The sequence below is a fragment of the Paenibacillus sp. OAS669 genome, from assembly GCF_014873645.1.
GTDB lineage: Bacteria > Bacillota > Bacilli > Paenibacillales > NBRC-103111 > Paenibacillus_S > Paenibacillus_S vulneris.
Genome location: NZ_JADBDR010000019.1, coordinates 79,957 through 103,311 on the forward strand (window position 1 = coordinate 79,957; position 23,355 = coordinate 103,311).

At 46.9% G+C, this 23,355-nt stretch carries 26 protein-coding genes and 1 riboswitch; of the genes, 5 read left to right on the forward strand and 21 right to left on the reverse strand.

The features are described from left to right. Positions 1 to 365: 365 nt before the first annotated feature. The 9 genes from GGC63_RS30185 to GGC63_RS30225 all read right to left on the reverse strand — a co-directional run bounded on the left by GGC63_RS30185 (position 366) and on the right by GGC63_RS30225 (position 5,716). On the reverse strand, positions 366 to 563 hold the full coding sequence (locus tag GGC63_RS30185) for a DUF4177 domain-containing protein (RefSeq protein WP_079912242.1): 198 nt from the start codon (positions 561 to 563) through the stop codon (positions 366 to 368). 97 nt (positions 564 to 660) lie between these two features. Further along, entirely contained in the window at positions 661 to 921 is a 261-nt protein-coding gene (locus GGC63_RS30190; RefSeq protein WP_192705444.1) for a hypothetical protein, read from the reverse strand. A gap of 123 nt (positions 922 to 1,044) precedes the next feature. Beyond that, positions 1,045 to 1,281, reverse strand: coding sequence for a hypothetical protein (locus GGC63_RS30195; RefSeq protein WP_192705445.1), 237 nt, complete (start codon positions 1,279 to 1,281; stop codon positions 1,045 to 1,047). 722 nt (positions 1,282 to 2,003) lie between these two features. After that, on the reverse strand, positions 2,004 to 2,222 hold the full coding sequence (locus GGC63_RS30200; RefSeq protein WP_192705446.1) for a hypothetical protein: 219 nt from the start codon (positions 2,220 to 2,222) through the stop codon (positions 2,004 to 2,006). Positions 2,223 to 2,354: 132 nt separating this feature from the next. Continuing rightward, on the reverse strand, positions 2,355 to 2,582 hold the full coding sequence (locus GGC63_RS35445) for a pre-toxin TG domain-containing protein (RefSeq protein ID WP_192705447.1): 228 nt from the start codon (positions 2,580 to 2,582) through the stop codon (positions 2,355 to 2,357). An 87-nt stretch (positions 2,583 to 2,669) separates the two neighbouring features. Continuing rightward, positions 2,670 to 2,972 carry a hypothetical protein gene (locus GGC63_RS30210; RefSeq protein WP_192705448.1) on the reverse strand — a complete coding sequence of 101 codons (303 nt, stop codon included), beginning with the start codon at positions 2,970 to 2,972 and terminating at the stop codon, positions 2,670 to 2,672. A gap of 517 nt (positions 2,973 to 3,489) precedes the next feature. Beyond that, a complete protein-coding gene (locus GGC63_RS30215; RefSeq protein WP_192705449.1) occupies positions 3,490 to 3,942 on the reverse strand; it encodes a DUF4274 domain-containing protein in 453 nt (150 codons plus the stop codon). 477 nt (positions 3,943 to 4,419) lie between these two features. Continuing rightward, positions 4,420 to 4,971: a hypothetical protein gene (locus GGC63_RS30220; RefSeq protein ID WP_192705450.1), complete on the reverse strand. Its 552-nt coding sequence runs from the start codon at positions 4,969 to 4,971 to the stop codon at positions 4,420 to 4,422. A gap of 580 nt (positions 4,972 to 5,551) precedes the next feature. Continuing rightward, the gene (locus GGC63_RS30225; protein WP_192705451.1) at positions 5,552 to 5,716 is read right to left on the reverse strand and encodes a hypothetical protein; all 165 of its coding nucleotides are present in this window, start codon (positions 5,714 to 5,716) and stop codon (positions 5,552 to 5,554) included. Between the two features lie 250 nt (positions 5,717 to 5,966). Between GGC63_RS30225 and GGC63_RS30230 the strand changes: the two genes are divergently transcribed. After that, positions 5,967 to 6,437, forward strand: a complete 471-nt coding sequence (locus GGC63_RS30230; protein WP_192705452.1) for a hypothetical protein — start codon at positions 5,967 to 5,969, stop codon at positions 6,435 to 6,437. Between the two features lie 180 nt (positions 6,438 to 6,617). Here GGC63_RS30230 and GGC63_RS30235 read toward each other — a convergent pair whose 3' ends face one another. After that, positions 6,618 to 7,016: a winged helix-turn-helix transcriptional regulator gene (locus tag GGC63_RS30235; protein ID WP_192705453.1), complete on the reverse strand. Its 399-nt coding sequence runs from the start codon at positions 7,014 to 7,016 to the stop codon at positions 6,618 to 6,620. Positions 7,017 to 7,168: 152 nt separating this feature from the next. Between GGC63_RS30235 and GGC63_RS30240 the strand changes: the two genes are divergently transcribed. Both GGC63_RS30240 and GGC63_RS30245 read left to right on the forward strand, forming a co-directional pair. Further along, positions 7,169 to 8,377, forward strand: coding sequence for an MFS transporter (locus GGC63_RS30240; RefSeq protein ID WP_192705454.1), 1,209 nt, complete (start codon positions 7,169 to 7,171; stop codon positions 8,375 to 8,377). Between the two features lie 60 nt (positions 8,378 to 8,437). Beyond that, positions 8,438 to 9,280: an aldo/keto reductase gene (locus tag GGC63_RS30245; RefSeq protein WP_192705455.1), complete on the forward strand. Its 843-nt coding sequence runs from the start codon at positions 8,438 to 8,440 to the stop codon at positions 9,278 to 9,280. 92 nt (positions 9,281 to 9,372) lie between these two features. On the opposite strand, the gene GGC63_RS30250 is transcribed toward GGC63_RS30245, so the two are convergent. Then, positions 9,373 to 10,353: an aldo/keto reductase gene (locus GGC63_RS30250; protein ID WP_192705456.1), complete on the reverse strand. Its 981-nt coding sequence runs from the start codon at positions 10,351 to 10,353 to the stop codon at positions 9,373 to 9,375. A 306-nt stretch (positions 10,354 to 10,659) separates the two neighbouring features. After that, positions 10,660 to 10,807: riboswitch (cyclic di-AMP (ydaO/yuaA leader) on the forward strand. A gap of 3 nt (positions 10,808 to 10,810) precedes the next feature. Here GGC63_RS30250 and GGC63_RS30255 point away from each other — a divergent pair. Next, complete coding sequence (locus GGC63_RS30255; protein ID WP_225948600.1) at positions 10,811 to 11,653, forward strand: NlpC/P60 family protein; 843 nt, start codon at positions 10,811 to 10,813, stop codon at positions 11,651 to 11,653. A 328-nt stretch (positions 11,654 to 11,981) separates the two neighbouring features. On the opposite strand, the gene GGC63_RS30260 is transcribed toward GGC63_RS30255, so the two are convergent. The 6 genes from GGC63_RS30260 to GGC63_RS30285 form a co-directional block, all read right to left on the reverse strand. Next, the gene (locus GGC63_RS30260; protein ID WP_192705457.1) at positions 11,982 to 12,398 is read right to left on the reverse strand and encodes a VOC family protein; all 417 of its coding nucleotides are present in this window, start codon (positions 12,396 to 12,398) and stop codon (positions 11,982 to 11,984) included. Between the two features lie 219 nt (positions 12,399 to 12,617). Further along, positions 12,618 to 13,379 (reverse strand): DeoR/GlpR family DNA-binding transcription regulator, encoded by a 762-nt coding sequence (locus GGC63_RS30265; protein WP_079912233.1) that lies wholly within the window; start codon positions 13,377 to 13,379, stop codon positions 12,618 to 12,620. 13 nt (positions 13,380 to 13,392) lie between these two features. Next, positions 13,393 to 14,880 carry a rhamnulokinase gene (locus GGC63_RS30270; protein WP_192705458.1) on the reverse strand — a complete coding sequence of 496 codons (1,488 nt, stop codon included), beginning with the start codon at positions 14,878 to 14,880 and terminating at the stop codon, positions 13,393 to 13,395. Positions 14,881 to 14,902: 22 nt separating this feature from the next. Further along, complete coding sequence (gene rhaA, locus GGC63_RS30275; protein WP_192705459.1) at positions 14,903 to 16,165, reverse strand: L-rhamnose isomerase; 1,263 nt, start codon at positions 16,163 to 16,165, stop codon at positions 14,903 to 14,905. 18 nt (positions 16,166 to 16,183) lie between these two features. Next, positions 16,184 to 16,555 (reverse strand): sensory rhodopsin transducer, encoded by a 372-nt coding sequence (locus tag GGC63_RS30280; RefSeq protein WP_079912230.1) that lies wholly within the window; start codon positions 16,553 to 16,555, stop codon positions 16,184 to 16,186. A 45-nt stretch (positions 16,556 to 16,600) separates the two neighbouring features. Next, a complete protein-coding gene (locus GGC63_RS30285; RefSeq protein WP_192705460.1) occupies positions 16,601 to 18,670 on the reverse strand; it encodes a bifunctional aldolase/short-chain dehydrogenase in 2,070 nt (689 codons plus the stop codon). A 318-nt stretch (positions 18,671 to 18,988) separates the two neighbouring features. Between GGC63_RS30285 and GGC63_RS30290 the strand changes: the two genes are divergently transcribed. Continuing rightward, on the forward strand, positions 18,989 to 19,546 hold the full coding sequence (locus GGC63_RS30290; RefSeq protein ID WP_192705461.1) for an NUDIX hydrolase: 558 nt from the start codon (positions 18,989 to 18,991) through the stop codon (positions 19,544 to 19,546). 103 nt (positions 19,547 to 19,649) lie between these two features. On the opposite strand, the gene GGC63_RS30295 is transcribed toward GGC63_RS30290, so the two are convergent. The 4 genes from GGC63_RS30295 to GGC63_RS30310 form a co-directional block, all read right to left on the reverse strand. Further along, positions 19,650 to 20,681 (reverse strand): DUF4179 domain-containing protein, encoded by a 1,032-nt coding sequence (locus GGC63_RS30295; protein ID WP_192705462.1) that lies wholly within the window; start codon positions 20,679 to 20,681, stop codon positions 19,650 to 19,652. Positions 20,682 to 20,693: 12 nt separating this feature from the next. Beyond that, the gene (locus GGC63_RS30300) at positions 20,694 to 21,245 is read right to left on the reverse strand and encodes a sigma-70 family RNA polymerase sigma factor (protein WP_192705463.1); all 552 of its coding nucleotides are present in this window, start codon (positions 21,243 to 21,245) and stop codon (positions 20,694 to 20,696) included. Positions 21,246 to 21,419: 174 nt separating this feature from the next. Further along, positions 21,420 to 22,310 (reverse strand): GNAT family N-acetyltransferase, encoded by an 891-nt coding sequence (locus GGC63_RS30305; RefSeq protein WP_192705464.1) that lies wholly within the window; start codon positions 22,308 to 22,310, stop codon positions 21,420 to 21,422. A gap of 26 nt (positions 22,311 to 22,336) precedes the next feature. Next, on the reverse strand, positions 22,337 to 23,287 hold the full coding sequence (locus GGC63_RS30310; protein ID WP_192705465.1) for a methylenetetrahydrofolate reductase: 951 nt from the start codon (positions 23,285 to 23,287) through the stop codon (positions 22,337 to 22,339). Positions 23,288 to 23,355 lie beyond the last annotated feature (68 nt).

Sequence of the window (23,355 nt, forward strand, 5' to 3'; positions counted from 1 at the left end):
CCTTCAAGAAGATGCAACCATGTCGTAAGATATGGACACAATCTTGGAGGTGTTTTTGTTCGTGGCGGCAGTGAACCTATAGATGAATGCAATTGATTTGAGATTAACAGGCATTCCAATCCGGTTAGAACAATTATAGAACAGCTGAACCTACACGAGGTTTCGCCATCATCGACGTGCTTCAGATGTTCCCCCCAGGTTTCACTCCATAAACGCATTCCCGAAGCAGAAATTTCATTCATTTCATAAGTAGTCTGATTTTGTCTTGATATTGAAATTCAGATAGACGGATGCTTGGAGCAAGCAACGCCTCGGTTACTGGGCAACGGCCGGTCGGTCTCGCAATCGTCTGGCGACGTTAATATCTACTTCCTTCTTTTGAATACACAAATAACTTCTCTAGACGATCCTTGATGTTGACTAGTATCAAAGCAGGACACCAGTTCCCATCCATTAGAACCCATTACATTGATTTCGTTGTCAAACTCATCCAAATCTAACTTTCCTCCAGCAAAGAATCCTTTTGTAAAAAACTTAAGTGTCTTATATTCCCACTGTTCCATAAATCCATTCTTCCTTTCCTTTGGTTTGAATTTTCATTAGGTGCTAACCCTTGATCTCTAGGATTACGTATTGGCACTTCAAACTTAGATTGAGTTTCTAAGCCCCCAGAGCAGCATCACCACGTCCATGCGATGATTTAATTAAACTAAAGATTTGCTGAAACTCCTGAGTTTCTGAAATTGCTTTTGCTTGTGACCCTCCAAAGACTTCTACACCTTCTTGTTGTAAAAATGCTTTACGTGAATTCCTTTGGGCGGTGGTACTAACGTTAAGGAACTCATTAGGTGTAATATAAGTCTTCCCGTCACGAATAATATTCAGGGCTTTTGTATCACTTTTTTCAGCTGCGGCAATCAAGAAACTACTATCAGCAAAAATTGGATTTCTTGATGTAGGATTACCCGTTCCCTAAGTTGTAATTTTAACTTAGGAATAATGAAGGTGGTAATCGGGTCTCCAATTACCACCTTCTTTAAACTACTAACCAACAAAAATGACTTCGCCGTATTCGTCTATTCCTAAAACTAAGGGACCATCTACGATATTTCTATCTTGGTTTCGCATTTCAAAGATAACTGACCAACAAGGATATCGGCTACTACTTTTATTGACGTTCACTAGTGTTAGTTTAAATGCTGAAGATGGGTTCTGTGAAATATATTCAAGTGCAATCCTTTTTACATCTTCTTCAGTGACTTCTTTTATTTCATTACTCATCGAATACCTCCAAAATTATCTATATACCAGCTTGCATGCCCCCGCTCGGAATCATTTAACATATTCCACCTTTTTCCGTTTGAAAGCATATCGAATACGAATTGCTCTGGAGCATTGAATTTTGTTAAGTCATCCATAGGCACTGGTCCGTAAGTACGCGGTAAATTGGAATATGCCTCTTTCCCAAGCTTCTTATATTATAGATAGTGTGAAAGTTCATGCCAAACTTCATATTGTGTCGAATTACCTCTAAGATAAAGTGTTCCAGTCGAGCCATCAAATGCACCGCCTTTATTGGGCGGCAAATGCTCATCTCCAACCTTAAGAGTTGCTCCTCTTTTTTCGAGATATTTCCCTAACAATCCTAAGTCTTTTTCACCGTATAGTTTACCGCCGAGTCGAGTCCCACCGCTCCACACTCTGCTCCGCGTCAACAATTCCCTTAGTAGCATACTTTCTGCCGTGCTTCTGGCCAGGAATAGGCAATAGACCTAAAGTCGAGCCAATTCCTTCCGTCCAACGGTCGTGTTGACAATCGTTGGCCTTTCACCGGGTTAATGCCACTAAATGCTTGCTGGAAGCCTTTTAGAGTGCCTACAATAGGCACTGCGTTGACCAGGAAGTCGCCTTCCTTGATTCATCATACACCCCCTACAAAAAAAGAAACCTTGAAAGGTACGAAACCAATCAAGGTAAAATAAGCAAAGTCATCAACAATTTAATTAACCAAAAAACCAAGCCTCAGAACTACGATCATCTACCATTACAAAAACGGGTCCTTCTAGGAGACTGCCTGTTTTTGTTCTGACTTCAAAAGCTACAGCCCAATTATTGGGATTGGCTCGGGATTTGTTAATACTAATGAAATTAAATGTATAATGTTCTGATGGATTTTTATCTACTAACTCTAGCGCTATTCGCTTTGCTTCATTTTCAGTCATCGAATCCCTCCAAAATCCAAAATGTAATCAATAGCATGTTGTCTCTCACTTTCATTTAACATATTCCATCGTTTATTGGAATTAGAGAGCAAATCGAATACAAATTGTTCAGGTGCATTAAATTGTGTCAAATCATTGTAGGGAACTCTTCCTTGAGTACGTGGTAAACCAGCGGTCGGCTGTCGACAATCGTTGGCCGGTCACCAAGTTAATGCCACTAAATGCCTGCTGGAATCCTTTAATCGTGCCTACAATTGGCACTGCATCGACCAGGAAATCGCCTCCCTTGATCCATGGGGATGTATCGCCGTCGCGACTTAACCCAAACGGGTCGATGTACGAAACCGGGTTGCCGTTCACATATGCGTACCGGTCAGACTAGGTAGCCCCCACCAAAAAGAAAACCTTAAAAGGCACGAAGCCTATCAAGGTAGAAACTTTTGAAAATTATTTTATATAACCTGTCTTAGTATTATCTACTTTTACATCGACAATAGTATCATGTTCAACCCTTATGACTACCCAAAAATCTTTATCACAATTAGGACAACAGACATATCCCTCGCCTTTTGAACTTCCGTCAGGTGGTCTTTTCTGGTGCGGAGGCTTACACTGCCCTGTCGCCCATGTTAATGTGTCCCCCAATTTGTAGGTATCCAGATTCATCATACCCATTTTAAATTCGGCTTCTGTATTAACAATCTCCCCACATCTAGGGCATTCTTCTTTAATTAATAGTAAGTTATACATGTTCACCCCCCTATTCTCTTAAAGGATTACGTATTGACACTTCAAACTTAGATAATTTATTTTTTATCCAAACCCAAATTTTCAACCACGTTGTTCTCTTTATAGTCAATAATTACTTTGAAATCGTGATTAGGACAAAAAACAGAAGGATGTTTCCCGCTACCCAATTTATTTATGATAAGCAGTTCAACACACTTTGGACAGTACACTTCTTCTCCGGCCATAGCTCTATCAGCAATTTGTTGTAAAACTCTATTTCTCCTTTATACACTCATTTTCATTCATATCTTTAGTCCTTATCTGTATGGTAGCTTTGGATAAAGTCACGGTAAAACCCAAATGATTTACAATAGCGTATCCCCTCACACTAATCAACCAAGTTCAATTTACCCAGTAATCATTGATTGGCCAATTTGCTTGGCTTCGTTATTCCCCGCCCGCTTAATTAGTGGTGTATGGTGCGGCGAGACAGCCAATTTCATCATGATGTTTGTTCGCATGTCTCACACGACACATACTAGAGGACTGGAATTTCTACATCGTCACCAGGAGATTTATCAAAAAATATTTCAGGAATACCAGAGTTTGATTTTCTCAACTTAAAGGCTTGCACTTTTGTTAGTGGCGGTGTAAAAGAAATCATCTTATTTGGGAAGTCGCCAGCAACAATCTTATCGAACAAGTTACTAATAAACTTCTTCCAATCGCTTAGGGAAGACTCAGTAACAGCATCTTTAGATTCGAGTACACGATAACCATCAGCACGATAAAACAACAGCAGACCAGTCCCTAAATCACAATTCCCATTATCTAGTATAGCCTTAGGTATTTCAAAGCCACTGTTCCAGTTATAGTTAGCGACAAAGATATGGAGTTCCAGAGGATTCATTTTTTTGATTTCTGAAATAATGTTGCTGTTATCCTCACTGTATAACAGTTCTTTTAGCTTTTGAAGTTCTTCTCCATTCATAATGATATATCATCCTTTCACAAACCCATTTCACTTCATCATTTGACATAATTTCCTCTCCCAAAGTTCTACAGATGCCCCTTGCCCGCATACTTCCCGCCGTGCTTCAGGCTAGGAATAGGCACTAGACCTAACGTCGAGCCAATTCCTTCCGCCCAGCGGTCGGCTGTCGACAATCATTGGCCGGTCACAAGGTTATTGCCACTGAATGCTTGGCACTGCATCAACTAGGAAGTCGCCACCCTAGATGCGGTCCTCTATTAAAACCGCTGATTTATGTGTTATATCAATAATGGCATAACGATTTAATGCGACCATTTTTGTTTCATCCTCAATGAAGGATGCTTCAACAATTATGAAAATTTAATAGTAGAATTGCTTCTTCTTCCTTAACTATGAGATACAAAAAACGGCTCACTCCTCCTTATCAGCAAGTTGGAGTAAGCCTATATCATTTTATCAACAGACAGACTAGTTTCAAAAACCGATTTCCTTTAGGTTATCCAGCATCACTTCATTCTTAGTATCCCACAAAGAGAGCAGAAAATTAACCAGAATATTATTTGACTGCCTCGGTATCGAACCCTCTAACAGTATTATCTCTTTTGTAGAGACTTTCAACCATCCACTCCCTATTCTGTGGTTTTGAACAGAAAATGAGCAAGGTACCCAAAATGAATTAAAAGTATCCTTCCACACATCTGTAAAAATGTAATTTTCAAATGAGTATCGCTTTACCTTCGATAGCTTTTTTTCGTCGACAAATACCTCATCATTTTCAATTTGAGCAGCTCCTTCATCTAGTGTTGCTGGAATCATATTACTAATGTAATACGCATCTCTAAATTCAGGCGCAGCGAGTAATGATCCACCATGATTTAGCAGGTTTACTCGCTGATGGCTCCTTACACCAATATACTCGCCATCTACTAATGTGTCCCTGTTCAAAACTGATATTGTTGATGGTATGACCTTCTTCCGTCTTAATTTTATTGGTCTTTTTTCACGCTCTACTAATATAAATGACATATTTCCTCCTATACAAACAATCATTGTATGTATTCGCGCCATTTGACACCCTTTTAATATCGTTAAATAATGCTCGAACTTCTTTCAACATTCTAGCAAATTTATTACGCATGGGGTCCCACTTCGGCAAATCTTTAAGTAATTGTCAGGCCAGGAATAGACTCTAGACCTAACGTCGAGCCAATTCCTTCCGCCCAGCGGTCGGCTGTCGACAGTCATTGGCAGGGCACCAGGTTAATGCCACTAAATGCTTGCTGGGAGGTCGACCAGGAAGTCGCCTCCCTCGGTTCATCACGCAACCCCAGCTGCAAAGAAAGAAACCTTGAAAGGTACGAAACCAATCAAGGTAAAATAAGCAAAGTCATCAACAATTTAATTAACCAAAAAAACCAAGCCTCAGAAGTACTATCATCTACCATTACAAAAACAGATCCTTCTAGGAGACTGCCTGTTTTTGTTCTGATTTCGAAAGCTACAGCCCAATTATCGGGATTGGCTCGGGATTTGTTAATACTTATAAAATTTGATGTATAATGTTCTGATGGTTTGTAGGGAACTCTTCCTTGAGTACGTGGTAAATTCAAATATGCCCTTCGGAAGTTCTAACCTCAAAAGTTGCTGCCCAATATTTTGGAGAAATTTTCGAAATTTCCACATCAACTAGCACCAATTTGAAGTTTTCATTCGTTTCTTCATTTACATATTCAAGCGCCAGTTGTTCAGCTCTTTCTCTCGATAACTTCATATCGATTACCTCTATATTGTGTTATATACTATCCAGGATAAGCCGTCCGCCAGGCTCCAATTGGTCATACAGCCGCTTTAAAGCCGCTATGGACTCATCACGCCGTTCTATCAATAGAAAGGAACCGGCAAGAATGAGCTCGATATTACTATGATTATAAAGTTCCCTTTTGGATGAATATGGTATAATTGTCGTTGACGTATGTCGTCTGCTAGGTTTCCCAGCATATTGCTTACAAGGATGGTGCAGCATGATGTTTTGGATTTCATACTGGATTTCCTATTTGGTCATACTGATTAAATCGCTAGGCTTCTTAGGAGCTGTCCTGGTCGTTATGTATCCAACTGTCCAGTTCATGTACTCTCGTTCCCCGAATTTTTATGATAGGCTGTTCCTCACCAGAAACCTTGGCAGCTTTGTAAGAGACGTGCCGGAACGCAGCAATTTTTGGACAGATCCGAGCTTGGGAGTATACGGGTTCAAGAACGTTCTAATTTCTATCATCTATTTCTTTATATTCCTTCTTTGCTGGTCCGACATTACGAATCGCATCAACGTAGCTTTGCTGTATGGCGCTGCTGCAATTTTTCTAGCTGCTAATCCTTTCGGAGTGCTTAGAAAGAGAGAGTACTGGTTAGCTTTTTCAGTCGAAAATTTAGTGCTATTATTAATAGCCTTATTGATGGTGATTCGAGCTTTTCTGAAGGTTAATTTTGAGTAGTCCGTAGAGAAAGAGGATTTAGCAGAAACATTGGCCGTATGGATGGAGCGGCGGATCGGACAGTGCCGGTCACACCGCTTACACCAGCCATTATAGACAACCCCTTCTAACGTTTCAGCTGGACAGCCAACCGCATGGAAGGGGAATATAACCCGCCGTGTCATAAGGAGCAGGAAAGAATTAAACCTCCTGAAGCTCCGAATCCTCCGCCTCCGTTTTGTGGTTAAGAATATTATCCTCCAGAACGGCAAATTTATCTCCGTATTCTTTAATAATATGTTTCTCACCCCAGGCGCACAGCGAGTCCAAAATCGATTTTAGGCTCCAGCCATACTCGCTTAGCTCATACTCCACTTTGGGAGGAACCTGATTGTAAATAATCCGTTTGACGATACCGTCCTGCTCCAATTCCCTCAATTGCTGGGTCAGCATTTTTTGGGTGATGCCCGGCATCAGCCGCTTTAAATCGCTGGTTCTTTTTTTCCCATGGGTTAAATGACATAGAATCACGCACTTCCACTTGCCCCCGATGACCTCTAAGGTCGCTTCTACAGAAATGTTATATTTCTTTTTGATCATCGCCAGTCCCCTCCTGTTATAGGCACTTTTTAGTACCTATATTACTTCGAAGTACCTATAGTACTTCAAGGTACGTACTTCCCTTTCACTTGCTTATCCATCATAATAGCACTTACCGGCCGGTGATGACCATACTATAGGAGTGGTACAAAATGACATTAGATCAAAGGAGAAGTACTCTAGCTCTGCTGGCATTGGCTATTAGCGCCTTTGCGATAGGAACGACGGAGTTTATCAGCGTAGGGTTGCTCCCCCTTATCGCACAGGATTTACAAATATCCATTACGACATCGGGTCTTACCGTTACTCTATATGCATTGGGGGTTACTTTCGGAGCCCCTATCCTGACTTCCTTAACCTCAGGCCTGTCACGGAAAACGCTGCTGATATGGATCATGATCGTCTTTATTACCGGCAATGCTATCGCGGCTACTGCAAGCGGGATCGGCGTGTTACTGGCGGCACGAGTGATTACGGCATTCTCGCACGGAGTGTTCATGTCGATCGGATCGACCATTGCGGCAGATCTTGTGCCCGAGAATCGCAGGGCCAGCGCTATCTCCATCATGTTTTCCGGGTTGACGGTGGCCACGGTGACCGGAGTTCCTCTGGGAACCTTCCTCGGTCAGCAATTGGGATGGAGAGCAGCCTTTATCGCTATCGCAGCCGTTGGGCTGGCGGCCTTGCTGGCCAATGTAGTCTTGGTCCCTTCTTCTCTGCGCCCCGGTACAAAAACCCGGCTGCAAGAGCAGATCAAGATTATTACCCATGGGCGTCTGCTTCTGGCCTTTGCCATTACAGCCTTGGGATACGGCGGAACCTTCGTGGTCTTTACCTATTTGTCTCCGCTGCTTCATGAAATAACCGGATTTCCGGAATCGACTGTCGCCCTGCTCCTTCTTCTCTACGGCATTGCCATTGCTATCGGTAATGTGATCGGAGGCAAAGCGGCCAACCGTAAGCCTATTAGCGCGTTGTTTTATATGTTTATTTTGCAATTCGTCGTTCTGGCCGCCTTAACGTTCACAGCGCCATATAAAGCGGCGGGCCTGCTGACTATTTTCTTGATGGGGCTATTGGCTTTCATGAACGTGCCCGGCCTGCAGGTCTATGTAGTGATGCTAGCCGAACGATTCGTACCAAAAGCAATCGATGTAGCCTCTGCCGTCAATATTGCAGCGTTCAACGCAGGTATTGCGATTGGCGCTTACTTGGGAAGCGTCGTCGTCAATCAATTGGGGCTTATCCACACCCCTTGGGTTGGTGCCGTCATGGTGTTTGGAGCCATTATATTAACAGGCTGGAGCCGCTTCTTAGAAAAAAAGGATGCAGCTCGCGTTCAGCTGGACAGTGCCGCTTGAATTATAGGCTGAATCAAAACCAATCTTTTTATTAACAAATCCTTGGGAGGCTATATTAAAATGAGTAAACATGTACAAGATACCGTAACCTTAAATAATGGAGTGAACATGCCTTGGCTCGGACTAGGCGTATTTAAAGTGGCGGAAGGCTCCGAGCTGGTGCAGGCCGTTGCGTCCGCCTTCAAGCACGGCTACCGCAGTATCGATACGGCGGCTATTTATGAGAATGAAAAAAGCGTAGGGGAAGGGATCCACGAGTCTATTCGGGAACATTCTATCCGAAGAGAAGATCTATTCGTCACCTCGAAGGTCTGGAATGCCGACCTGGGTTATGAATCGACCCTTGCTGCCTATGAAACCAGCCTGCAGAAGCTGGGCTTGGACTACCTCGATCTGTACCTTATCCACTGGCCTGTCCAAGGCAAATACAAAGAGGCTTGGAGAGCATTGGAGACTTTGTATAAAGCAGGCCGCGTCAAAGCCATTGGCGTAAGCAACTTCCAAGTCCATCATCTGAAGGACTTGATGAAGGATGCCGAGATCAAGCCTGCGGTCAATCAGGTTGAATTTCACCCTCGCTTGACGCAGCAGGAGCTGCGGGATTTCTGCAAGGAGCAAGGCATACAGCTGGAAGCCTGGTCTCCTCTCATGCAGGGCCAGCTACTGGATCATCCTGACCTTCAAGAGCTCGCGGCGAAGTACGGCAAATCAGTAGCCCAGGTGATTCTGCGCTGGGATTTGCAGCATGGCGTGATCACGATTCCCAAATCCACCAAAGAGCAGCGGATTATTGAAAACGCGGATTTGTTCGACTTTGAGCTATCGGCCGATGATATGAACCGAATAGACCGATTGAATCAGGATCTTCGGGTAGGTCCGGATCCGGACAACTTTGATTTTTAATGAAATGATGGAATGAAAAAAAGCAGCGGCAGCCGGACATGAAAGCCATGTCCTTGGCTTGCCGCTGCTTTTTTATTATTGGCTATTCCATGTTACCAGGCATACGCCTTAGGCGCTTCGCCGCCAGGTCCGGGGAAAATCTCGTCCAGCCGCTTCAGCACATCCTCATCCAGCTTGATATCCGTGACACGCAGCGTACTCTGGAACTGCTCCAGCGTCCGCGGCCCAATGATCGGCGCTGTCATCGCCGGATGGACTAACGTCCAAGCCAGCGCTACATTGGCTTCACTCTCGCCAAGCTCCTTGCACAGCTTGCTGAACACCTCCAGCTGGCCGCGCCGCTCTTCGGCGCGTGCCTGGATGCGGACGCTGCGCGATCCTTGGGCAGGGTTCAGCGCATTGCCGCCGAGAAGACCGCCGTCGAGAGGACTCCAGGCGATAACCCCGATCCCGAATTCCTCTGCCGCAGGGAGCACCTCCAGCTCGGGCCATCTGCACAGCAAGCTGTATTTATGCTGCTCCGACACAAGCCCAAGAAAATGGCGGCTCTTGGCTTCATATTGAGCCTTCACCAAATCGCGCCCTGCAAAATTGCTGGCCCCCACATAGCCGATTTTGCCTTGATAAATAGACACGCGAAACGCTTCCCAGAGCTCATCCCACGCAGCATGGCGATCCACGTGATGCATCTGGTACAGCTCAATATGTTCGGTTTGAAGCCGCTTCAATGAAGCATCCAAATGTCGTCTAATTTTATAAGCAGAGAGCCCTCTGGCCGCATTAGGCCCGTCATTCGGGTCCTCCATATCTCCGTATACTTTGGTCGCCAGCACGACCTTCTCCCGGCGGCCTCCGCCTTGAGCGAACCAACGGCCGATAATCTCCTCTGTTCTCCCTCGCGCACCCGGCCCGCCATAAACATTCGCCGTATCAAAAAAATTGACCCCTGCATCTACAGCCGCATCCATGATCCGGTAAGCCTCCGATTCGTCCGTATCGACGCCGAAGTTCATGGTTCCCAGGCACAGCCTGCTCACCTTCAATCCGGAACGGCCTAAATAAGTGTACTCCATAACCCATACCTCCTTATTTTGAGTGCTGCGGTACTTCCCATTCTCATCATACCGCTCCTTGGATTTTTTTAACAGTACGCAATATTAGGTAAGATAGGCAGTCCGGGGATATTAAGTTACCTCAGCGTAAGTCTTGCTCCCATGCAAAAATGTGCCGCAAGTCCCTTTAACTTTGGCCCCCTATGGTGTATCTTGGTAACTGCTCATGAAAAGTTATCCTTTTTTTGCGGAAAATGATGGAGCGTTTGGCGAAGCTTACCCACTGATTCGCCGATGGATTCACGAATACAATGTATGGACAGCTTTTAGTAAAAAATGCCGAATCAGCACAGCATAAGTGCTTGTACGGGGGACATCTTATTTTGGGGTGAATATTCGTCGGTTTATTGGATGAATAAGGGAAAACCTCTCCCTAACCCGTCAACTAACCTCGGAGGCAATTAGGAGGAATCAGGTTTTGAAGTTTTTTGGAAAAAAGCTTATTTTTTCGTTTGCATTTATTTCTTGCAGTCTCTTTGCCGGAGTACATGCCCATGCCTCAGCTTTGGATGAAGGAGTCAAGATTCAGGTTAATGATACGATCGTGAACTTTCCTGAGGGGCAGCCTGTCGTGGACACCTACTCCCAGCTTCAGGTACCGTTCCGTCCACTGATGGAAGCGCTTGGATACCAGATCAACTGGTCCAGGGAAGGAAAAGAAATTCGTGTCTCCATGAATAAGGGAAATCAGACCCTGGAGTTGAAAACCGGGGATACGTTTGTGCTTGTCAATGGAAAAAAAATCGATGTTACTTCCTTGATCGGCATGGATCGGGGAAGCGTATATATCCCGCTCCGTTTCATTTCGGAAGCACTCGGCTATAAAGTGCAGTGGGATAATGACAATCAGCTCGCTATCGTGGATGCGGATGGGAAGTACCACGCCCCTGCCTGGTACAGAGCCAAGAAGCAGGATACGATGCTGCAGTTCGCCCAAGCCTATCTTGGCGTTCCTTATCGATGGGGAGGCAGCACTCCGAACGGGTTTGATTGTTCAGGATTCGTCCGTTTTGTCATTGCCGCTAACCAGGGAATCGATCTCCCCAGAACCTCGAATGAGATGTACGATACGGTAGGAGTCTCCGTTGCCAACCCTTCGCCGGGCGACCTGGTATTCTTCGCGGGGGCCTCCCATGTCGGAATCTACTTGGGGAATGGACAGTTCATTTCGGCTACGAATTCCCGCGGAGTTCACATTGATTCGCTGTACAGCTCTTATTGGGGCTCCAGGTACATAGGGGCCAAGGCTATTACGTTGTAAGGTGGAACAGGCTGCTTTTCGCAGCTTGAGTCTGTTGAAAAACCTGAAAATTGGATAAATAGCTTTGGTACCCCCAGTGGGGTATCCCCCTCCGGTCGCTGTTGTTTTCGGGAAATTTTTGATTATATTCGCTTTATAGAGGGGATTTCCCGAAAACAAAGGCGAACGCTATCGCTCCTCCAAGGGATACCCCACCTAGCCATTTGCTATTTTTCCGTAAGTTAGTTTTTTTCAACAACCTGGCGGGCTGCTTATGCAGCCTGTTTTTATATATATTAGTAGACCTCCGAAGCAGAAGAGCTTAAAGGCAGACATGTCCTCCAGCAAGCTATTCTCCTCTTATGGAGTCCCTCACCTTCACAAAATGCGGGTTATTCATAATCCCGATAATGTTGCCGAACGGATCGACAACGGAGGCAGTAATGAAGCCGCCGCCGCGCTCTTTCATCGCTTCGAGCTCCTCAACCCCCATCGACAACAGCTTATCGAGAACCGCGGATATATCGTCTACATGCCAATAAAGTGTTGCGCCTCCCGGGCCCTTCGCTAAACCTGCGGGTGCATAGCGTCTATCAATCAGTCCCAGCTCTTGCTGATAGTCACCAAGACGGAATTCGGCATAGCCCGGTCTCTCAAAATACGGTTCGATTCCAAGAAGCTCCGTGTACCACGCTTTTGCCTTATCCAGATCATCCGCCCAAAAACTGATTGTAGCTATCCCCCGAAACGTTTGTGCACCTTGCATCTGCATGACCTCCTAAGATCACTTTATATTGGGTAATCTTATTGTACTCGGCCCACACTGACAAAGGTGTGTCAGTGATTCTGCAGTGTTTAATAAATTATCGCGATCGGAATCTTATCCGTTCTATCTTGATAATAAAAAACGGTCGGCCAATACTTTGGCCAACCGTTTTTTATTCACATGAATGTATATGGAGATCCTCTCTCATAGGGACTCTATTTATACCGTAATGACCGTAATTCCAAGATCCTGCAGCTGCTCGACCATCTCTTTCTCTATGCGGCGATCCGTAATAACGACATCGATTTCGGACAAATCCGCAACATGAGTAAATGCTTGCACGCCGAATTTGCTCGAGTCGACCAGAAGAATGACTTCATCCGCAATACCGATCATCCGCTCTTTGATGCGGGCCTGCAGCTCGTTAGACTCGCTGATTCCGCGCTCAAGATGGACGCCCTTGCAGGATAGGAATACCTTATCGACATGATAAGTATCCAGGGAACGCTCTGCCAGAGGACCGACGAAGGATAAGGAACGTTGTGCCAATATGCCCCCCGTCGAGATCACATCGATCTTCTCCTTTTTGCTCAGCTCCGTTGCGACCTTGATCGAATTGGTAAGAACGGTCAGAGGAAGATCAGGTACTTCCGCAGCCATATACCAGGCCGTAGAGCTGGCATCAAGAAGAATCCGATCGTTCGGACCGATCCGCTTGATCGCTTCCTGGGCAATCCTTTTCTTCTCCTCGGCGTAGGTGATTTCCCGTTCGAAATAAGGAATTTCCGGCTGCTGGTCGTCCTTGATACTGACCGCTCCGCCATGTGAGCGGGCAAGGCGACCTGCTTGCTCCAAACGGTCCAGATCCCGGCGAATCGTCTCCTCCGTCACCTGAAAGAGCTCGCTAAGCTCAGAAACTCTTACAGCGCCTCTTTGATTGACCACACTTACAATTTTCTCGTAACGCTCCGCAGCTAGCATAGCTTCCCTCTCTTTACAGATTAGATGATTCTGCAAGCCCTGTCAGCTTAACAAATCTGTCGTAAGCAGGCCCCCACAGCTCCTGTTCCTCAGGTTGATATTCCTCAACAGGGAACGAGCTTCGGATAGCCTGACGCGCTTCCCAAATATCGGCGAATACGCCTTGGGCGATCCATTGCACCGCCATATTGCCGATGGCGCTGCCTTCCGAAGGCCCTGCCCATACAGGCTTGCCGATAGCATTCGCCGACCATTGGCACAGCAGCGTGTTGTTAATGCCGCCACCGACCATATGCAGGCCGTTGAATTGCTGTCCCGATAAACGCTCGGTCATTTCGAACACAAAGCGGTATTTCAAGGCCAAGCTCTCCAGGATGCAGCGAACGAACTCGCCGGCCGTTTCCGGCGCCTGCTGTCCGGTTTCACGGCAGTATTGAACGATCCGTGCCGGCATGTCGCCCGGAGCCAGGAACATCGGATGATCCGGATCAATGAAGGCGCCGAATGGCTCGGCTTCACTTGCTAATTGAACCAGCTCAGGGAACGAATAGGATTTCCCTGCCTTCTCCCATACACGGCGGCTTTCCTGCAGAATCCACAAGCCCATAATATTTTTGAGCAGGCGGTAGGTTCCTTCCACTCCGCCTTCGTTAGTGAAGTTAAGCTTTTGCGCCGTTTCATTAATGACCGGCTGCTGTACCTCGGTTCCCATCAGCGACCAGGTTCCGCAGCTTAAGTAAGCGAAGGAACGGTCCGTCGCCGGGACAGCCGCAACAGCGGAACCTGTATCGTGCTCCGCCACGGCGATAACAGGAACTGAAGGAATGCCCAGCTCCTCGCATACGGAGGCTTGCAGCATCCCGGCCGGACTGCCCGGCTGCAGCACCTCGCCAAACCAGGCTTCCGGCAAATCCAGCCGTTTCAGAAGCTCTTTGTCCCACGTTCCTTCGATCGGGTTAAACAGCTGGGTTGTCGTTGCGTTGGAGAATTCGTTGTGCATTTCTCCCGTCAAGAAATACCTCAGCAAATCCGGAATCATAAGAAAACGGTTACCTTCTTGCAGCCAAGGAGATTGGGCCTGCTTCAACGCAAAGAGCTGGAAGATCGTATTGAACTGCAAAAACTGTATGCCCGTTTTTCCGAAAATGTCGGAAGCCGGAATCTGTTCGAACAGCTTCTCCATCATATTCTCGGTATGGCGGTCCCGATAATGATAAGGATTGCCGATCAACTCGCCGTTGGCGCCGATAAACCCAAAGTCGACGGCCCAAGAATCGATCCCGATGCTTGAGACTTCAATCCCTTTGTTCTTGGCAATCAGCAGCCCTTGCTTGATTTCATGGTACAAACGCAATAGATCCCAATGCAGGCGGTCGCCCACCTGCACTGGATCATTGGAAAACCGGTGAAGCTCGGTGATTTCGATCTTGCCGTCTACCAGGCGGCCAAGCATCGCTCTTCCGCTGCTAGCCCCCAGATCAAAAGCAATAATGTCTCCCAAAGGTATCACCCTTATTCGTTAATTAGTTGCCGCGCTTAAGCAGTACTTCTTGTTCGTAGGCTTTCACCTTGGCAAGCCACTCTTCGCGCACAGGAACACCCTTGGATGCGCAGTAGTAATCCCATACAGCGCCGAAAGGATACGATTTGAACTCTTCGGTCAAGGCCAAGCGGGTCGTATAATCGCCCTCGAGCTCGGCTTTTTTCAACGCTTCTACCGGATCGAGCATGGCGCGCAGCAGCGCTTTGATCGTGTTACGCGTACCGATAACCCAAGCAGCCACGCGGTTGATGCTCGCATCAAAGAAATCCAAGCCGATATGTGTTTTATCGAGCAATCCGCCGCGAACCAGTTCACGGCCGATATCGATCAATTCGTCGTCCAAAGTGACAACGTGGTCGCTATCCCATCTCATCGGACGGCTCACATGCAGCAGAATGCCATCCGTGAAGAGAGCCAGAGAGGACAATTTATTAGAAATTACTTCTGTCGGATGGAAGTGGCCGGCATCCAGACAGATCAGCTTGTTATTTTGAATGCCGTAGCCCATATAAAATTCATGGGAACCGACCACATAAGCTTCGGAGCCGAGTCCGAACAGCTTGCTTTCTACTGCATCCAGGTTATATGCCGGATTGATCTCTTCGGCAAATACTTCGTCCAGTGCGGATTTCAAGCGTTGTCTCGGAGCCATACGGTCAGCCGGAACGTCCTTGAAGCCGTCGGGAATCCATACGTTCGTCACGCAGGTTTGGCCCAGCTGCTCACCGAAGTAAGCGCCGATCTTCCGGGAAGCCTTGCAGTGGTCAATCCAGAACTGGCGGATTTCCGGGTTGGCATGGCTCAACGTAAAGCCGTCGCTGGATTTCTCGTGAGAGAAGCAGGTCGGGTTGAAATCCAGACCCAAGCCTTGCTCTTTCGCCCACTGTACCCAGTTCTCAAAATGCTTCGGTTCAAGCTGATCGAGCTCTACCTTCTCATCTGTATCCGCATAGATGGCGTGAAGATTCACCTTATGCTTGCCGGGGATCAACGAGAACGCTTTTTCCAGGTCTGCCCGAAGCTCTTCAGGAGTACGCGCCGCTCCGGGATAGTTACCGGTAACGGAAATACCTCCGGTCAGATCCTGATCACGGTTCAGGAATCCTTTTACATCGTCGCCTTGCCAGCAGTGCATGGAAATTTTGACTTGTTCCAGCTGCTGAAGCACTTGATCTACATCAATGCCGTGGGCTGCGTACAGCTCTTTAGCCAATTCATAATTGGCTTGAACTTTTTTATCCATGGATACAACTCCTCTATATTATTTGATGGGATAAGCTATTACGGACATAAGAGCATTCTCAGCCTGAGTCGCATCCAATCGGCTGTATTGCACAATAACAGGAATATCGCTCTTCACTTCAATGGCATACGGAACGCCAACAGGAATGGATTTTCCGTCCTTGGCTAAAGAGCTTGTGCGGATATGCTTCGTACGGCGGGCCTGGACCACTTCCGCAATATCCTCCAGCGGATCACGATCTTCAAAGAAGATCGTGATGGTAAGGCGGGCATCCTCCGACGCGGTATTCAATACGCAGATCGATTCATGACTGGTTAACGCTCCGGAGCTTACCTCCGGAATGTAACCGTCAGGAATAATCCATACTTTTTCCCCAGTAGCCGATGGCATATGACAACTCTCCCTTCAAATGATGATCATTAGGATAAAGACCGATTAACGGGTGAACGCAGCAGGTACGCCGCCGTCGATGGTCAGCATGCAGCCTGTGGTTTTGTCCGATTTCGAAGAAGCGAAGAATGCAACGCCTTCCGCAATATCACGCGGATAAATATTGACAAGCAGGGTCGTGCGTTTGCGGTAGTATTCTTCCAATTGATCCGGTTCGATGCCGTATGCCGCAGCGCGTTCATTGCGCCAGTTGCCGTTCCAGATTGCCGAGCCTTGAAGGATGGCGTCAGGCAGGATCGTGTTGACGCGAATGCCGAATTCGCCGCCCTCTGCTGCAATACAACGTGCAAGATGAGCTTCCAGTGCTTTGGCTGCGCTGTAAGCCGATGCGCTCTTGCCGGCATATACCGAGTTCTTGGAGCCGATGAATACCATGTTGCCGCCGATAGCTTGCTCCTTCATCAGGATGAAGGCTTCACGGGCAACGAGGAAGTAGCCTGTGCCAAGCACGCTCATGTTCAAGTTCCATTCTTTGAGCGAGGTTTGATCGAATGGGCTGGACGTAGCCAGACCTGCGTTGTTGACGATAATATCTACACCGCCGTAAGCCAGGGCAGTTTCGGCATAAGCAGCCTTAACCATCTCTTCGCTCGTTACATCCATCTTAACGGCGATCGCACGGTTCTCGCCAAACTTCGCGTTAATTTCCGAAGCAACCTTCTCAGCGCCCTCCAGGTTCAAATCCGCCAGCACTACATGAGCGCCTTCGGAAACCAAACGACGGGCTGTTTCACTGCCGATACCGCCTGCTCCGCCTGTGATGAACGCAACTTTGCGGGAGAATTCAGCCTCTGCCGGAGCCAGGGACAGCTTGTAAAGCTCAAGCGGCCAGTACTCGACGTTGTAGGACTCATTTTCGCTCAGGGAAACGAATTGGCCAAGAGCCGTTGCGCCTCTCATAACAGCAATCGCACGATGGTACAATGCGCCGCTCACTTGAGACATCGCCCAGCTTTTGCCGGTGTTGATCATCCCTACGCCAGGGATCAGAATAACGCGCGGCGCAGCTTCGAACATGACGTCGCCTTCGTTTTTGTTGCGGTCGAAGTAAGCTTTGTATTCTTCTTTATAGGCAGCAATGCCTTCTTTTAATTTGGCTTTCAATCCGTCTACATCGTCTGCGTTCGGAGTCCAATCGATGAACAACGGTACGACCTTCGTATGCACCAGGTGATCCGGGCAAGCGGCGCCGACTTGCGACAGCTTGGCAGAATCCTGTCCGCCTACGAATTGCAATACATCTTCAGCGTCATCGAAGGAAAGAATCATTTTCTTAGCATCGCTAACAGCTCCGCGGATCGCAGGCATCACTTGTGCAGCAATGCTTCTGCGCTGCTCAGCCGTCAACGCACCATGCTTCACGCCGCCGAATACTTTGCTTTCGTTAATGCGTGCTTCGATAAAGCTTTCCGCTTCAGTGATGATTTTAATCGTTTGAGCATAAGCCTCTTCGGAGGTTTCTCCCCAAGTCACAAGACCGTGTTTCTCCATAAGGACAAGCTCGGCTTTCGGGTTGTTTCTTACGCCTTCTGCGATCATTTTGGACAATTTGAAGCCTGGACGGATGTAAGGAACCCATACGAAACGGTCTCCAAAAATTTCACGGGCCAGCTCCTTGCCGTTATCTGCGCAGCAAAGGCTGATAATGGAGTCCGGATGTGTGTGATCTACATGCTTAAATGGAAGAAATGCATGAAGCAAAGTTTCGATAGAAGCACGCGGATGTTTGGCGTCAATCATACAATTTGCCAGATAGGCAACCATATCTTCGTCGGACATCTCGTCTCTTTCATACAATGGACGAATGTCATCCATGCGCAAGCCGGTAAAATTAGACGCTTTCATCGTAGCAAGATCAGAACCGCTGCCTTTGACAAACATAACTTCGACGTCGCGACCGCGGAAATCCTTCACGATCGTTTTGCTGGAGGTGTTCCCGCCGCCGTAGTTACATACGCGACGATCCGTACCTATCAGATTCGAGCGATAAACCAATTGATCAAGACCTGTAGTGAGCTCTGCTGCTTTGGATGCATCCCATAAACTTTGTACCATGATTAAACCTCCGCTTAGATGTTTATTTTGTTTTGTTTACATCTTATCATATTTGTTTATTTTTGAATATAGTGTTTTTTGTTGAAAAACAAAACAAAACAAAACAAAAAAATTATAATTTCTCCTTATCCATTTTTTCATTGGGGTTAAGCAGGATATCCCTACAGCGCAGCAAGGCCGCCATCCGGCAGCCTCACTTTAACGTGAATAGATTCGTAGGGTTTATTAGTTTCCACCCTTTTTTTGGTGATTTTTGTGTAAAATAGAAAGAGATTCATAGATTCGTTCCTGCTTGCATTAAAGGGAGGGATAAAGCTGATGTCTGCAATCCATAAAGAGCGGTATCCAAACTTATTCAGGGAGTGCGACTGGGGTACAGTCATCACCGGTTTTGAGGTATGGGACACTTCGCCCCCGGAGCATTTGATAAGCAATGTAAATCTGGTTCCATTCGTGAAGGGACAATGCGTAGCAATCCAATTGGAGAACGGAGGCTGGGAAATCCCCGGAGGTACCTTGGAGCCAAATGAACATTACCGCGATGCGTTGGTACGTGAGCTTATGGAGGAAGCCGGGGCGCGGCTGGTCTCGTCCTTTAAGATAATCGGGGCTTGGAAATTCGTTTCCTCAGCCGAGAAGCCCTACAGACCCCATTTGCCGCATCCCGTTTATTATCGGATAGTCGGATACGGCGAGGTTGAACTCGTCTCCGCCCCGCAGATACCAGAAAATGGCGAACGAGTCCTAACAGTAGAAGCCATGACATTGCAGGAAGCTAAGCATCGGTTCATCCAGACCGGCAGAGCGGATCTAGCCGAATTATATGAACTGGCGGATAGCTTAAGAAGAAAGAGCCGGGACGAATTCAAGCGCTAAAAATCCTATGATAAGGCTGGTGATCGTTTCTTACCGTCAGCCCTATCACGAAGTTTTGATCCGTCTACTCTCTCTTCTCTAAATGGTACTCAAACCTGTCAAACTACTTGATCTTTACTTCAAAGCTCTCTTTCTCGAGGAACGTCTTTTCTTTCGGTTGCTTTGACCCTTCTTCACCGGATATCACATAAGGAACAACGGTTAGCGAGGGTAGGTCCTCCGGCAGCTTGGAGAATCGGATATGACTATTTTGGGACATTGTAACTGCCGAGACGGGTATCAGCCGGCTGCCATCCGACCCTGTTACCTGAAAGAGCACGTCCAAATCTTTTCCATTGAGAATGTGATAATGAATCGTTGTCGATATAGGACTTAATTCCATAGCTTCGATGCGGATTTGCTGCCCGTTATCCAAAGAGAATGATCTATCAATGGCAATCGTCCTGGTATCTCCCAAGAGCTTCTCGGCAGAGGTGTGGAGGGTGAAGCCCCAGTTCCCCTTATGAGCAGGTTCATTTCCTGCAAAGTCTAAATCCTTATAAACTATCCTAATCTCCAAATCCCCCTCTATCGTTGTACCGTTCAAATTCACAGAGGAGATAAAGGAATACGTGTTATCGTCGATCTTGGCTTTGTTTCCGTTGCCTCCCCCGCCATTTTTCATAACGTCCTTGCCATTGATATATACGCTAGGAAAAGGGCTCAGCGCATCTTCCAGATTTATCTTATCCGAATGGAAGGTGCTGCTGATAATTAGTCGCCCTGTGTCTATAAGCACCTCATCAAGGCGAACGTCGATTCCATTATCACTCACCGTTTGTCCGACGGTAGTCTTATACTCCGCCAGCCGCTGTTCCGGCTGCCCGACGAATAAGTCCAGCATGCCGCGCACTGCAGGAATACTGGAGGCTAGCCCGTAAAAGGCAGCTCTGACATCCGATTGAATGGCGGGAAGCCACAAGAGGGACCCGCACAACACGGCAACTACAGCTATACGGGGAAGCGGTGACTTCTTTCCCAATTTGCGGCTGATTCGTTTCTTGATCCGCTTTCTTTCGAAATAACTTAGCTCCTCCGCATCATACCGCGACAAATCTACGCTTATCTCATTCAACATTTCAAAATCACGTTTCATCCCATCACCCCGCTAAACATCAATGCCGTTTCTTTTTTTCATTATTTCACGCAGCTTTTGACGCGCCCTCGACAAGCGATTGTAAATCCAAGATCGTTGTACTCCCATATCTACGGCGATTTCGTCAATGCTGTATTCCTTCACATAATGCTTAACAAGAAGTTCCCTATCGTGAGCCTTTAAGTGTCCCAGAAGCTGTTCCATTTCGCAGCTGATTTCATCCTTCGAGGGCTCCGCTGAGTCTACCAAACGGTCCAAGTCGGTCTCTTCCATAGGATACTTCTTATGAAATCTTGCATAAGACCGCCTGTAATCAATGGATTTGTATTTGGTTACCGCGACGACCCAGTTTTTAAAAGAATTTTTCTCCTCGTCATATGTATCGATATGGTTCCAAATGGAGAGCAAAACGTCATCCATACATTCATCCAGAGCATCCGGATTTGGAATGTGGGTGCGGATAATGCTTCGAATCAACCCTCCGTATAAATCAATCAGCCTATATAAAGCTTTCTCGTTGCGCTTTCGCAATTCGGCAGCCAAGTCCGTTTCCCTAATCTTCATTCCAGCCTCCCTGTTTCACCGCTTTCCTACTTATTCATACGTTGCAAAAGCCCATTTTCTATCAATACCGGGTACAGAAAAAGAAAAAAAGCTTCCTTCCAGTAGAAGAAAGCTGAGTTTGTTGAAAAACCTATCGGGCTTGAACTATTGCCAATATACTCCAGTGGGATATCCCTACGGCCGGGCTGGTGCTATCTCCTGAGTTATCCAATGAAACCGGGGGCCCTTATCATAACCTATTCTTGCTGCAAGCCTCCGCATAGGCTCCTCCTGGGTCCATAAGACGAAACGGGGATAGCCCATGCCGGCACAATAGGCTTGAGCATATCTTAGCAGTTTTTCACCATACCGTTTGCCCTGATAGGGCTCCGGTACCTGGATCCACTCTACGTCGGCCACTCCCGCTTGTCTTAAACTGCGTGCTGCCTCCGAGGGGAACCATACATCTATTTCTCCTAAGTCTTGGTCCCCCAGGAAAAATTGAAAATGCACCTGAAGCTCAGGAAGATTATCCGTAACCTCTGCCTCTATTAAAGAGCTAATAGTCTCTTCTCTGCTCCCTGAATGAAACCAATAACTATCCCATATATCTACAGTCGACGTTGCTGTCGACGTGGCTTGCAATAGATGCGGCCAAGCATCCGGAATTCCTGACCAGCCGGACCCAAACGGGTTTCTCGAAGTCGTAAGTCTTTGGTATCCCTTATCGTTCACTACCTGTAAAATAGCTTTATAAAAAGATGCCGTATCGTGCTGCCTGCATCTGTCTGCAAACAACCAGTTCAGTATCGCTTCCGTTGTATCTCCGGCGTCCCCATCCTCGGATTTGACGGGAAAAGTAATTTGAGCCGCCGCGAATAGCCCCCCATTAACAATTCCAACCAGCGTAACGATATTCCGTTCAAATGAGCCGTAGATCTTATCCGTCATATGGCACGGGTTATGCAAGATCGTAAGGAACTCATCGAAGGTTATCCCGATATAAGGAGGGATTTGAATGATATGATCATGAACCAGCTTATATAACGGCTTACTGTGTGATGAATGGTATAAAGCAGCTTCCATACGAACCTCGTCCCCTCCTCGTTCCGTTAGCGGAGCATCTGGATTGGGGCTGCCGGCAATTTCTTATCCAGCATGGACTTTATATCCTTAACCAGCTGCACGGATGCCTCGATTTCTATTTTCCGGGTAGAGACGCTTTCGACGCTGCAGCCGATAGGGATTCCTTTTTCAAGCGCAAAATCCAACAGATCTTCAAAGATTTTTTGAGACCATGTGATGGATTTCTCCAGAACATCGCTGGAGTATTTCAGATCATTTTCCAGCCACGCCGGTATGCTGATCCCGAGCCACTTCATAAAGTCCAACGTTTTGATGGAACCGCAAGGGGCAAGATTAAATAAGATAGGCACCATGTCCAATCCGTTATTTTGACAGTAGTAATAATAATCCGACAAGAAGTTTTTCGATGCCTCTACATTATAGGTGGCTTGGGACACGAAGAAGGAGCATCCGTTCTTGACCTTATGGACGACGCGCAGATGCTCGTCATTCTTTGTCATATGTCTCTCGGGGATGACGACTCCCCCAAACGTTAACCGGCTGTTATGCTGCCTGCTTAATTGATAAGCGCCGGATAAATCCAGCTGAACCTCCTGCTTGCTGGAGGAAGCACCGACATAGACGGAGAACCGTTCCTGGTCCCTATCCGCGGCCAGCCAGTCCACAAACTGTTCCTCACTGTATTTTCCTACACAGCGGTAAATAATGCGGGGGATCTGCAGCTCACTTAAATATTCATGGCTATAGGTAGTAGGATCGATAGTCGGCAGATACGGAAAAGGCCGCTCTTCCTCCACCCTGTCCGCTTCTTCCTGAACATCGTACAGAAGCAGTGCGTCGATATCGAGATCCTTTATTCTTTCCACTTGTTTCTGGGCAATTTCCGCGATTTTTTCCGGTGTATTCGCTGCTTTTGGCGGAGTCATACCGTACACGACAATGCCGGTCTCTTTCTTTTGTATTTTCTCTTTTAGCATGTTCTCGCCGCTCCTAATTTAGTATTTATTTACTATTCAGCCTGAATCTGTAAAATTTATGTTTGCAC